Here is an 11,860-nt window from a genome sequence, read left to right on the forward strand (position 1 = left end):
ACCTCCGTCACCCTTTCCGAAAGGCCGATGCCATGCATGGCGACCGTCACGAGCCGCTGATCCCCGCGCCGCGCGCGCTCGACGTCCGCGCGCCGGGCGCCGGCCACGTCACGCTGGACGAGGACACCACCCTGGACGCCGGGCCCGGCACCGAGGGCGCGGCGCGCTGGCTGCGCCAGGCCCTCGGCGCGGCCACCGGGCTGCCCTTCGCGCCGGGCGGCGGCCCGCGGGCGATCCGGCTGCGCGTCAGCGCCGAGGTCGAGAAGGAGTACGGCCCGGAGGGCTACCGGCTCTCGACCGACGGCTCCCGCAACCGAGGCGCCGCCGTCCTCCTGGAGGGGGGCGGCGCGGCCGGGGTGTTCTGGGGCCTCCAGACGCTCCGTCAGCTCCTCGGGCCCGACGCGTACCGGAAGGCGCCCGTCGGCCCGGCCGCCCGCGGCTGGGACCTTCCCCGTCTCAGCGTCGAGGACGCCCCGCGCTTCGGGTGGCGCGGGCTCATGCTCGACGTCGCCCGGCACTTCATGCCCAAGGACGACGTCCTGCGCCAACTGGACCTGATGGCCGCGCACAAGCTCAACGTCCTCCACCTCCACCTGACCGACGACCAGGGCTGGCGCCTGGAGGTCAGGCGCCACCCGCGGCTCACCGAGGTCGGCGCCTGGCGTGCCCGTACGAAGTGGGGGCACCGGGCCTCGCCGCTGTGGAACGAGACGCCGCACGGCGGGTTCTACACCCAGGACGACATCCGCGAGATCGTCGCGTACGCCGCCGAGCGGCACATCACCGTGGTCCCGGAGATCGACGTCCCGGGCCACTCGCAGGCCGCCGTCGCCGCCTACCCGGAACTCGGCAACACCGACGTCGTCGACACGGCGGCGCTCACCGTCTGGGACACCTGGGGCGTCAACCCGAACGTCCTCGCGCCCACCGAGGCGACCCTCCGCTTCTACGAGGGCGTCTTCGAGGAGGTCCTGGAGCTGTTCCCGTCGACCTTCGTGCACATCGGCGGCGACGAGTGCCCGAAGGACCAGTGGAAGGCGTCCCCGACGGCCCAGGCCCGCATCAAGGAGCTGGGGCTGGCCGACGAGGACGAGCTGCAGTCCTGGTTCGTCCGCCACTTCGACCGCTGGCTCGCCGACCGGGGCCGCCGGCTGATCGGCTGGGACGAGATCCTGGAGGGGGGCCTCGCGCAGGGGGCGGCCGTGTCGTCGTGGCGGGGGTACGGGGGAGGGGTCACCGCCGCCGAGGCCGGGCACGACGTCGTGATGTGCCCCGAGCAGCAGGTGTACCTGGACCACCGTCAGGCACCCGGCGAGGACGAGCCGGTGCCCATCGGGTACGTACGGACCCTGGAGGACGTCTACCGCTTCGACCCGCTGCCGCCCGGCCTGAGCCCCGAGGCCGCCGCCCACGTCCTGGGCGCCCAGGCCAACGTCTGGACCGAGGTCATGGAGAACCGCTCCCGCGTCGACTACCAGGTCTTCCCGCGCCTCGTCGCCTTCGCCGAGGTCGCCTGGTCCGCGCTGCCCGCACCGCGGGAGCGGGACTTCGCCGGCTTCGAGGACCGGATGACCGCCCACTACCGGCGCCTGGACGCCCTCGGCGTCGGCTACCGGCCGTCCACCGGGCCGCACCCCTGGCAGCAGCGCCCCGGGGTGCTCGGGCGGCCCCTGGAGGGAGCGCCCCCGAACGTGTGAGGCAGGTCGCGTCCCCACGTCACCCAAGAGCGGCAAAACGGAAGTTACCGTCGCCGGTACGGCTTCCCGGACGGAACCGTCCTTCGCGGACCCTCGCGTCGGACGGCTCGGAAGATGTGCCAGAGTTGCCACGTCCGGGCTGTGAGCACGTACGGTACGGCCACACAGGCGTGACAGCCGGGGACGAGTCGGGGACCGCCGGGGACACCGGGAAGGGGCAGCGGGTTGACCACGCACGCACCACAGACGGCGCAGTCCGTGACGCTGCCCGCCTCGCTCGACGAGGCCGTGGCGGCACTCGCCGCCATGCCCGCCGCCGTACCGGTCGCGGGCGGCACGGACCTGATGGCCGCCGTCAACAAGGGGCAGCTCAGGCCCGCCGGCCTGGTCGGCCTCGGCCGGATCAACGAGATCCGCGGCTGGCAGTACCAGGACGGCCACGCGCTCCTCGGCGCCGGTCTGACCCACGCCCGGATGGGCCGCCCCGACTTCGCGGCCCTCATCCCCGCCCTCGCCGCCGCCGCGCGCGCCGCCGGGCCGCCCCAGATCCGCAACGCCGGCACCCTCGGCGGCAACGTGGTCACCGCGGCCCCCACGGGCGACTCCCTGCCCGTCCTGGCGGCCCTGGAGGCCGACCTCGTCGTGATGGGCCCGCTCGGCACGCGTGAGATCCCCGTCTCCCATCTGCTGGCGGGCCGCGACCTGCTGGCCCCCGGCGAGCTGGTCGCGTTCGTCCGCGTACCCCTCCTGCACGCCCCGCAGGTCTTCCTCAAGGCGACCGGCCGCACCGGCCCGGCGCGCGCCACCGCCTCCGTCGCGGTCGTCCTCGACCCGGCGCGGCGCGGGGTGCGCTGCGCGGTCGGCGCGATCGCGCCGATGCCGCTGCGGCCGCTGGAGGCGGAGCACTGGATCGCCTCGCTGGTCGACTGGGACAACGACCGGGGGCTCGCGCCGGAGGCGCTGACGGCGTTCGGCGAGTACGTGGCGGCCGCGTGCATCCCGGACCCGCCGGGCGACGAGCAGCTGCCACCGGCCGTACTGCACCTGCGGCGCACGGTCGCCGCGCTGGCTCGACGGGCACTGGGGAGGGCGCTGTCGTGAGCGACGAACCGAACGGAAACGCGGGCGGGGGCGGCTGGGAGCCGATCCCGCAGAGCGAGGGGTACGACGGCGACGCCACGGCGTTCGTGCAGCTGCCCCCCGAGTTCATGCTCGACGGCGTCCCGCTGGAGGCGCCGGGGCACGGCTACGTACCGCCGATGATCATGCCGCTGACTCCGCTCACCCCGGCGGCGGGGACGGATCCGGCGGCGACGGGCCAGTGGGTGGTACAGGTCCCGACGGCCGGGGAGACGACGGCTCCGGACGGGCCGGAGTACCCCGGGGACCCGGACCCGCACGCGACGGGGCAGTGGAACTTCGCGGAGAGTGCGGAACCCGATCCGCACGCGACCGGCCAGTGGCGCTTCGACGCGGGGGAGACGCCCGACCCCGCGCCGACCGGGCAGTGGAAGATCCCGGTGGTGACGGACGGTTCGGACACCTCGGACGAATCCGGCGAGTACACGACGTCGATGCTGGCGCAGTACGCGAGCAGCGCCCCGGCGACCCTGCCGGGCGGCGCGCCGGCGCCGTGGGCGGTCCAGGAACCTGCCGCGGAGCCGACGGAGACGGACGGAGCGGCTCCGGCCGCGGACGGCGAGCCGGAGGCGTTCACGGACGGCCTGGAGGCCCCTGAGACCGCCGAGGCCGCTGAGGCCGTGGACGCCCCCGCAGCCCCCGAGGCTCTGGAGACGCACGAGGCGCTGGAGACCTACGCGGCTCCGGAGACCCACGAGGCGCCTCAGGCCCCCGATGTCCCTTACGTCTCCGACGTCTCCGACGTCGCCGAGGTCCCTGCCGTCTCGACCGGCACCAGCGCGGACAGCGACGAGCACCCGCACATCTCGTACGTCCTGCGGGTGAACGGCGCCGACCGCCCCGTGACGGAGTCCTGGATCGGCGAGTCGCTGCTCTACGTCCTGCGCGAGCGGCTCGGCCTGGCCGGTGCCAAGGACGGCTGCTCGCAGGGCGAGTGCGGCGCGTGCAACGTGCAGGTCGACGGCCGGCTCGTCGCCTCCTGCCTGGTGCCCGCCGCGACGGCCGCCGGCAGTGAGGTGCGTACGGTCGAAGGCCTGGCGACCGACGGTGAACCGTCCGACGTCCAGCGCGCCCTCGCCCGCTGCGGGGCCGTCCAGTGCGGCTTCTGCGTACCGGGCATGGCCATGACCGTCCACGACCTGCTGGAGGGGAACCACGCTCCGACCGAGCTGGAGACCCGCCAGGCGCTCTGCGGCAACCTCTGCCGCTGCTCGGGCTACCGGGGCGTGCTCGACGCCGTCCGGGAGGTCGTCGCCGAGCGCGACGCGCAGGCGGCCGCGTCGGCCGACGAAGCCCGCATCCCGCACCAGATTCCCCACCCGCACGACGGAGGCACGGCGTGACCGGCGACGCGACCACCGCCACCACTCCCGCGGCGGCGCTCGACGTCGAGCAGGAGCCCGTGGCGCACGGCCTGGGAACCTCCCTCGCGTCGGCCGACTCCCGGGCCAAGACCGAGGGCACCTTCCCGTACGCCTCCGACCTGTGGGCCGAAGGCCTGCTGTGGGCGGCGATCCTGCGCTCGCCGCACCCCCACGCCCGGATCGTGTCGATCGACACGGCGGCGGCGGCCGACATGCCCGGCGTGCGAGCCGTGGTGACCCACGCCGACCTGCCCGGGGCCGCGACGTACGGCCGGACCGTGGCCGACCGCCCGGTCTTCGCGGCGGAGCTCGTCCGCCACCACGGCGAGGCGATCGCCGCCGTGGCTGCGGACCACCCGGACACCGCCAGGCTCGCGGCGGCGGCGATCGCCGTCGAGTACGAGGTCCTGGAGCCGGTCACGGACCCGGAGAAGGCCTTCGCCGCGGAGGCGCTGCACCCGGACGGGAACCTGATCCGCCACATCCCGCTGCGGTTCGGCGACGCCGAGGCGACGGGCGAGGTCGTGGTCGAGGGCCTGTACCGGATCGGACGCCAGGACCCGGCCCCCATCGGAGCGGAGGCCGGACTCGCCGTCCCGCGCCCCGACGGCGGGGTCGAGATCTACACCGCGTCCACCGACCCGCACACCGACCGCGACCTGGCGGCTGCCTGCTTCGGCCTCACGCCGGACCAGGTCAAGGTCGTCGTGACGGGCGTGCCCGGGGCGACGGGCGACCGTGACGACCCGGGCTTCCAGATCCCGCTGGGCCTGCTCGCGCTCCGCACCGGCTGCCCGGTCAAGCTGACCGCCACGCGCGAGGAGTCCTTCCTCGGCCACGCCCACCGTCACCCGACGCTGCTGCGCTACCGCCACCACGCGGACGCGGAGGGCCGGCTGGTGAAGGTGGAGGCGCAGATCCTGCTGGACGCCGGTGCCTACGCGGACGCGTCCTCGGAGTCCCTCGCCGCCGCCGTCTCCTTCGCCTGTGGTCCGTACGTCGTCCCGCACGCCTTCATCGAGGGCTGGGCGGTCCGTACGAACAACCCGCCGTCCGGCCATGTGCGGGGCGAGGGCGCGATGCAGGTCTGCGCGGCGTACGAGGCGCAGATGGACAAGCTGGCGGCGAAGCTGGGCGTGGACCCGGTCGACGTACGGCTGCGCAACGTCCTGGCCACCGGGGACATCCTCCCGACGGGCCAGACGGTGACGTGCCCGGCGCCGGTGGCGGAACTCCTCGCTGCTGTGAGGGACTTCCCCCTCCCCTCCCTCCCGATGGACACCCCGGAGGAGGACTGGCTGCTGCCGGGCGGACCGGAGGGCGCGGGCGAACCGGGCGCGGTGCGCCGGGGCGTCGGCTACGCGCTCGGCATGGTCCACATGCTCGGCGCGGAGGGCGCCGACGAGGTCTCGACGGCGACGGTGAAGGTCCAGGACGGCGTGGCCACGGTCATCTGCGCCGCCGTGGACACGGGTTCGGGCTTCTCGACGCTGGCCCGCCAGATCGTCCAGGAGACGCTGGGCCTGGAGGAGGTCCACGTCGCCTCGGTCGACACCGACCAGCCGCCGGCCGGTCCGGCGACGCACGGCCGTCACACGTGGGTGTCGGGCGGGGCGGTGGAGCGCGCGGCGAAGATGGTCCGTACGCAGCTGCTGCAGCCCCTGGCGCACAAGTTCGGCATGTCCACGGAGCTGCTCCAGATCACCGACGGCAAGATCACGTCGTACGACGGCGTCCTGTCGACCACGGTCACGGAGGCGATGGACGGCAAGGAGCTCTGGGCGACCGCCCAGTGCCGGCCGCACCCGACCGAGCCCCTGGACGAGTCGGGCCAGGGCGACGCCTTCGTGGGCCTCGCCTTCTGCGCGATCCGCGCGGTGGTGGACGTCGACATCGAGCTGGGCGCTGTCCGCGTGGTGGAGATGGCCGTCGCCCAGGACGTCGGCCGCGTCCTCAACCCGGCGCAGCTGGCCACCCGGATCGAGGCCGGTGTCACCCAGGGCGTCGGCGCGGCCCTCACGGAGAACCTCCGCACGGCCCGCGGCCTGCTGCGGCACCCGGATCTGACGGGCTACGCGCTCCCGACGGCCCTGGACGCCCCTGACATCCGCATCGTGAAGCTCGTCGAGGAGCGCGACGTGGTGGCCCCCTTCGGGGCGAAGGCGGCGAGCGCGGTCCCGGTCGTCACCTCCCCGGCGGCGGTCGCCTCGGCGGTCCGCGCGGCGACGGGCCGCCCGGTCAACCGCCTCCCGATCCGCCCGCAGGCGGCGGTGGGAGCGGTGACGGCGTAGGCCAGGTTCCTCGGCACGGGGGTCAGTCCGCGACCGCGTCCTCCGTGCCGCGCCGGGCGCCGAGGAGGGAGAGGGCGAGGATCGACGCGCGGGTGATCAGGGCGGCCAGCAGGATCGTGCCGAAGCCCTCCACGCGCATCATGCCGCTCTCGTCGCCCAGCCAGGACAGCAGCCACCAGATCAGGGCGTCCTGGACGAAGCCCGCCGCCGCGAAGGCCAGCAGGGGGAGGGCGGGGACGGGCTCGGACGGACCGATGTGGATCAGCTGAGTGAGGACGGCGATCACGAGCCCGGCCAGCAGCGTGCCGAGCACCGCGTCCGCGGTGTCGCCCTGGAGGGTGATCCCCGGCAGCACCGCGCCGGATACGGCAGCTCCGACGAGCGCGCCCAGTCTGCGTCTCACACCGATGTCGGTCATGAGCGGACTCTGACACGGGCGACGTACCGATGTGAAGATCGTATGGAGGCCGTGATCGGAATCGAACCCGGAACCACGTGAGTGCCGATCCTCCTTCGCCCTCTCCTGCTCTCCTGGCGGACGCCAGGGTGAACCGCTCGTGATGCCAGGTCCAAGCGCCGTCAGCTCAATTGGCTTTGTAAGTGCGGACGTTCACCGGAAGCGCGATCAGATCCGGCGCTGCGCCGTTACGCTGCGATGACCATGCAGGTGCTGGGGGACCGGAGGGGCGATGCAGGCCGGCGACGTCAAGCTGGGGAAGGTCTTCGCGAACGACCACCAGAGCGTGATCCCGATCTTCCAGAGGCCCTATGTATGGGATCAGGAGGACAATTGGGAACCCCTGTGGATGGACGTCCGGACGGCGGCGGAGGAGGTGGAGGCGGAGACAGAGCTCCAGAGCGGTACGGGGCAGTCGAAGCCGCGCACCTACTTCCTAGGCGCCGTGGTCGTACAGGAGCGGTACCGGCCGCCTCGGCGCCTCGGTTCGTCCCACATCATCGACGGACAGCAGCGCATGACCACGCTGCAGATCCTCTTCGCGGCAGCTCGGGCTGTCGCCCACGACATTGCCGCCGACAGCGTCGTCGGGCGTTTCACGAGTCTGCTGGAGAACCGGGCGGAGACGGTTCACGAGGCGTTCCCGGACGACCGCTACAAGGTCTGGCCGCTTCCTCAGGATCGTGCGGCATTCCTCTGGGCCGTACGTGGGAGCGACGACGACGGTACGGCGCCCGCCCCCGACCACCGGCTGGTCCGTGCCCGCGTATGGTTCGAGCAGGAGATCGGCGACTGGGCCAAGGCCGCGCCCAACCCGGCCCAGCGGCTCGATGACCTGTTCTACACGCTTCAAGAGCGCATGCAGCTCGTCGAGATCGTCCTGGACGCGGGTGACGATCCGCAGGTGATCTTCGAGGCGCTGAACCACCGTGGAGTGCGCCTCGACGCTGCGGACCTCGTGAAGAACCTCCTTTTCCAGACCGTCGAGTCGCAGGGGGAGCATCAGCACTCCGAGGAGCTGTTGATGAACGCCTGGCTGCCTCTGGATGCCGAACCCTGGCGCGGTCAGGTAACCACCGGACGCATCAGGCGGGCCCGGATCGACCTGCTCCTGGCCTATTGGCTGACTGTTCAAAAGCGTCAAGACGTCCTGGTGGAGCACCTGTTCGCCGACGTCAAGAAGTGGCTACCGGAAAGTGGCCGGCAGGCTTCGGACGTGATCCGGGACATCAGGCATTATGCCGAGACGTATCAGCGGGTTCGGGGATTGCCGCTGACCGATCCCACCGGCCGTTTGCTCGACCGCATGCAGACCATGACGACGACGCCGTGGCCTGTGCTGCTCTATCTGCACGCGACAGACGACGTACCGAACGGCCAGCGAGCGATCGCGGCCCGCGCCATCGACTCCTTTCTCATGCGGCGAGCCGTCTGCCTGATGACGACGAAGGACTACAACCGACTCTTCGTCCAGGTACTGGCCGATGCTCAGCAGAGCGATCCCGCCCGGGCCGGTCACGCCGTCGTGCGCAGCCTGCGGAATCAAACGGCCGACGCCCGGCTGTGGCCTGACGACCGGACGTTCCTTGCGGCCCTGATCGCGAACGATCTCTACCGTCGTTCCTACCGTGCCCGGTTGAAGGCTCTGCTGGTCGGACTGGAGAATCACCTGCGGACGCCGAAGACCGAGCACGCGCCGGCACTTTCCAGTGCGGACCCCCGGCTGAACATCGAGCATGTTCTGCCGCAGAAATGGGAGACGCACTGGCCGCTGAACGACGTTGAGAGCGAGGAGGCCTTGAAGAAACGACATGAGGCGGTTCATCAGCTCGGCAATCTCACGCTCACCACCACGAAGCTCAACCCGTCGTTGAGTAACCGGGAATGGCCTCATAAGAAGGACAGCCTGGGTGCTCACAGCCTTTTGCGGCTGACGACCTCGTCAGTACTCTCCGCGCCGGAGGGGCTTCAGGACAAGTGGAGCAACGAGCGTTGGGCCGAGTGCTGGGACGAGGACCGGATTCAGCTGCGCACCTTGTGGCTTGCCCACATCGCCCTACAGGCATGGCCGAAGCCCAAGGGCGACACCGACTGACGAACTGGGCTCGTTCTGCGCCTCACGGGCCGCGCCCGGTGGTGCGCTTCGGCTCGGCCGGGTGGTTCGGTGGTCGGGCGTTCGCCTCGGCCACCAGGGCGCTCGTCGACTGGCCAAATTGACCACCGAAGAGTTCCCGCTGTCCTTATACCTGCGGTGCGGGGCACCACAGGTCCCTCTCGCGTATCCGTAAGCTGAGACGGGAACTGAGACGGACAGCCGGAAAGGGCTACACCCCCGACGGGGTGTCGCCCTTTCGTTTCTCCTGGTCAGACAGGTAGAGGCCGTGGCGGGAATTGAACCCGCGTAACTCGCTTTGCAGGCGAGCCCCTGAACCACTCGGGCACACGGCCGTGTTGGTGACGAGTTCGAACCTAGGGCGGGGGCGGGCGTGGCTCAAGGGGTTCCCGGGTGCCGCAACACGACTGCCATACCGCGTTCACGGTCGCCGGTCCGACGCCGGTCCGACGCCGGTCCGACGCCGGTCCGACGCCGGTCCGACGACCGGTTCGGCGATACGTCCCCGGCCCGGTCCGCCGCCCGCTCCGCCGCCCGGTCCGCCGGTCGGCCGTCGGGGCGGTCCTACGACCAAGGGACCAGGCGGGACCCTGCTTCCGGACAGGGTCCATTCCGAGTTATGCCCCTTACGCTGGCTCCATGAGCGCCCTCGAACCCCGCGACGCCGACTCCGGCGTCGCGCCGGACATCTCCGCCGCCGTCCTCGCCCCGGACGGCGGTTCCGTGCTCGACCGCGAGCACCGGGCGCTCAGCATCGGCATCGTCTCCGTCGTCCTGCTCATCGCCTTCGAGGCGACCGCCGTCGGGACGGCCATGCCGGTCGCGGCGCGCGAGCTGAACGGGATTCCCCTCTACGCCTTCGCCTTCTCCGCCTACTTCACCACCAGCCTCTTCGCCATGGTCCTCTCCGGGCAGTGGTCCGACCGCAGCGGGCCCCTCGCCCCGCTCACCGTCGGCATCAGCGCCTTCGCCGCCGGGCTGCTGCTCTCCGGGACCGCCGGCACGATGTGGCTCTTCATCGCCGGACGGGCCGTCCAGGGCCTCGGCGGCGGGCTGGTGATCGTCGCGCTGTACGTCATCGTCAGCCGCGCCTACTCCGAACAGCTACGGCCCGCGATCATGGCCGCCTTCGCGGCGAGCTGGGTCATCCCGTCCGTCGTCGGCCCGCTCGCCTCCGGGACGATCACCGAGCACCTGGGCTGGCGCTGGGTCTTCGTCGGGATCCCCGTTCTCGTCGTCCCCGCCCTCGCCCTCGCCCTGCCCGCCATCCGCCGCACCGCCTCCGGTCCCGCCGACCCGGCCGCGCCCCTCCTGCCGTACGACCGCCGGCGGATCCGGCTCGCGCTCGGCATCTCGGCCGGCGCGGGACTGCTCCAGTACGCCGGTCAGGAGCTGCGCTGGCTCTCGCTCCTCCCGGCGGTGGCGGGCGCGGCGCTGCTCGTGCCGGCGGTGCTCGGGCTGCTGCCGCGCGGAACCTACCGGGCCGCGCGGGGGCTGCCGTCGGTGGTGCTGCTCCGGGGGATCGCGGCGGGCTCCTTCATCGCCGCGGAGTCCTTCGTACCGCTCATGCTCGTCACCCAGCGGGGGATGAGCCCCACGCTCGCGGGCCTGTCGCTCGCGGTCGGCGGGGCGACCTGGGCGCTCGGGTCGTGGATCCAGTCGCGGCCGTGGACGGAGCCGTACCGCGAACGGCTCGTCGTGATCGGGATGCTGCTCGTCGCGGCGGCGATCGGCACCGCGCCGACCGTCCTGATCGAGGCGGTCCCGGTCTGGGTGGTGGCGGTCGCGTGGGGCTACGGCTGCCTCGGCATGGGCATGGTCATCGCCTCGACGAGTGTGCTGCTCCTGAAGCTCTCCGCGCCGGAGGAGGCGGGCGCGAACTCCGCGGCGCTGCAGATCTCGGACGGTCTGTCGAACGTGCTGCTGCTCGCCGTGGGCGGCGCGGCGTTCGCGGCGCTGGGCGGGGGAGCGGTCGGCCACGCGGTCACCGCGGGCGGAGCGGGCCACCCGGTGGCCTTCGCGGCCGTCTTCGTCCCGATGGCGGCGGTGGCTCTGGCGGGGGCGTGGGTCGCGACCCGACTGCGGGTGGACGAAACTCGATGACACCGCATGGTACCGAGCGGTACCATGCGGTACATGGCTGGTCTTAACGTCCGATTCACCGAAGAAGAGCTGGACGCGCTGCGCGAGCGCGCCGAGGCGGAGGGCCGCAGCATGCAGTCCTTCGCGCATGACGCCGTCATCAAGGCCATAAACGAGCACTCGCGGCTGTTCAACGAGGCGGCCGAGCACGTTCTGAAGGCCAGCGAGGAGCTGAACCGGAGGCTCGCGTGACGCACTTCCTCACGCTGCCCGAGCTCCTGAACCTCGCGGAGCGGCTCGGGGCGAGCGAGGTGCGTGACTACGGGCTGCTCGACTCCGCACTCGCCCGTCCGCAGTCGAGCGTGTTCGGCCAGGACGCCTACCCGGACGTATGGGAGAAGGCGGCGGCCCTGATGGAGTCGTTGGCCCGTAATCACGGTCTCGTGGACGGCAACAAGCGCATCGCCTGGTACGCGACCTGGGTGTTCCTGCACATGAACGGGCACCCGCTGGACGCGGCGTTCGACGTCGACGAGGCGGAGGCCTTCGTCCTGGACGTCTGCCAAGGCGTGCTGGACGTACCCAAGATCGCCGCGCTGCTGCCGCGATTCGCGCGCTGACCGCCTTGCAGCGGAGGGGAGGCTGTGACACTCGCCGCACCGCGCGAGGTCACAGCCTCGTCCGCGACGCCCGACGCGAGCCACACCGGTAGGGTG

The 11,860-nt window shown here is 72.2% G+C and carries 9 protein-coding genes and 1 tRNA gene; 8 read left to right on the forward strand and 2 right to left on the reverse strand.

All coding sequences use genetic code 11. The annotated features are described in order from the left end of the window. The first annotated feature begins 32 nt into the window (after window positions 1–32). The 4 genes from ACZ3IJ_RS29510 to ACZ3IJ_RS29525 all read left to right on the forward strand — a co-directional run bounded on the left by ACZ3IJ_RS29510 (window position 33) and on the right by ACZ3IJ_RS29525 (window position 6,492). Entirely contained in the window at window positions 33–1,697 is a 1,665-nt protein-coding gene (locus ACZ3IJ_RS29510; protein ID WP_467473030.1) for a beta-N-acetylhexosaminidase, read from the forward strand. Window positions 1,698–1,922: 225 nt separating this feature from the next. After that, window positions 1,923–2,798, forward strand: coding sequence for an FAD binding domain-containing protein (locus ACZ3IJ_RS29515; protein WP_467473032.1), 876 nt, complete (start codon window positions 1,923–1,925; stop codon window positions 2,796–2,798). Then, entirely contained in the window at window positions 2,795–4,180 is a 1,386-nt protein-coding gene (locus tag ACZ3IJ_RS29520) for a (2Fe-2S)-binding protein (RefSeq protein ID WP_467473033.1), read from the forward strand. Before ACZ3IJ_RS29515 ends, ACZ3IJ_RS29520 begins: the two co-directional genes overlap by 4 nt. Further along, on the forward strand, window positions 4,177–6,492 hold the full coding sequence (locus ACZ3IJ_RS29525; RefSeq protein ID WP_467473035.1) for a xanthine dehydrogenase family protein molybdopterin-binding subunit: 2,316 nt from the start codon (window positions 4,177–4,179) through the stop codon (window positions 6,490–6,492). Before ACZ3IJ_RS29520 ends, ACZ3IJ_RS29525 begins: the two co-directional genes overlap by 4 nt. A 22-nt stretch (window positions 6,493–6,514) precedes the next feature. Here the strand turns inward: ACZ3IJ_RS29525 and ACZ3IJ_RS29530 are convergent, their stop codons facing one another. Beyond that, the gene (locus tag ACZ3IJ_RS29530; protein ID WP_467473036.1) at window positions 6,515–6,910 is read right to left on the reverse strand and encodes a hypothetical protein; all 396 of its coding nucleotides are present in this window, start codon (window positions 6,908–6,910) and stop codon (window positions 6,515–6,517) included. A gap of 271 nt (window positions 6,911–7,181) precedes the next feature. Here ACZ3IJ_RS29530 and ACZ3IJ_RS29535 point away from each other — a divergent pair, with 271 nt between their 5' ends. Beyond that, complete coding sequence (locus ACZ3IJ_RS29535; RefSeq protein WP_467473037.1) at window positions 7,182–9,044, forward strand: DUF262 domain-containing protein; 1,863 nt, start codon at window positions 7,182–7,184, stop codon at window positions 9,042–9,044. Between the two features lie 281 nt (window positions 9,045–9,325). On the opposite strand, the gene ACZ3IJ_RS29540 is transcribed toward ACZ3IJ_RS29535, so the two are convergent. Continuing rightward, window positions 9,326–9,397: transfer RNA gene (locus tag ACZ3IJ_RS29540), tRNA-Cys, on the reverse strand. Window positions 9,398–9,701: 304 nt separating this feature from the next. Between ACZ3IJ_RS29540 and ACZ3IJ_RS29545 the strand changes: the two genes are divergently transcribed. The 3 genes from ACZ3IJ_RS29545 to ACZ3IJ_RS29555 are packed head-to-tail and all read left to right on the forward strand — an operon-like array spanning window position 9,702 to window position 11,764. Beyond that, window positions 9,702–11,165, forward strand: a complete 1,464-nt coding sequence (locus ACZ3IJ_RS29545; protein WP_467473038.1) for an MFS transporter — start codon at window positions 9,702–9,704, stop codon at window positions 11,163–11,165. A gap of 33 nt (window positions 11,166–11,198) precedes the next feature. Next, on the forward strand, window positions 11,199–11,396 hold the full coding sequence (locus tag ACZ3IJ_RS29550; RefSeq protein ID WP_260229616.1) for an Arc family DNA-binding protein: 198 nt from the start codon (window positions 11,199–11,201) through the stop codon (window positions 11,394–11,396). After that, window positions 11,393–11,764, forward strand: a complete 372-nt coding sequence (locus ACZ3IJ_RS29555; protein ID WP_467473041.1) for a type II toxin-antitoxin system death-on-curing family toxin — start codon at window positions 11,393–11,395, stop codon at window positions 11,762–11,764. Before ACZ3IJ_RS29550 ends, ACZ3IJ_RS29555 begins: the two co-directional genes overlap by 4 nt. Window positions 11,765–11,860: the final 96 nt, after the last annotated feature.

It is taken from the genome of Streptomyces sp. NPDC013317 (assembly GCF_055563155.1).

Bases quoted from the DNA above. Each gene is read 5' to 3' on its own strand.
- ACZ3IJ_RS29510 (WP_467473030.1), top strand. From the start codon at position 33: ATGCATGGCGACCGTCACGAGCCGCTGATCCCCGCGCCGCGCGCGCTC.
- ACZ3IJ_RS29530 (WP_467473036.1), bottom strand. From the start codon at position 6,910: ATGACCGACATCGGTGTGAGACGCAGACTGGGCGCGCTCGTCGGAGCT.
- ACZ3IJ_RS29535 (WP_467473037.1), top strand. From the start codon at position 7,182: ATGCAGGCCGGCGACGTCAAGCTGGGGAAGGTCTTCGCGAACGACCAC.
- ACZ3IJ_RS29545 (WP_467473038.1), top strand. From the start codon at position 9,702: ATGAGCGCCCTCGAACCCCGCGACGCCGACTCCGGCGTCGCGCCGGAC.
- ACZ3IJ_RS29550 (WP_260229616.1), top strand. From the start codon at position 11,199: ATGGCTGGTCTTAACGTCCGATTCACCGAAGAAGAGCTGGACGCGCTG.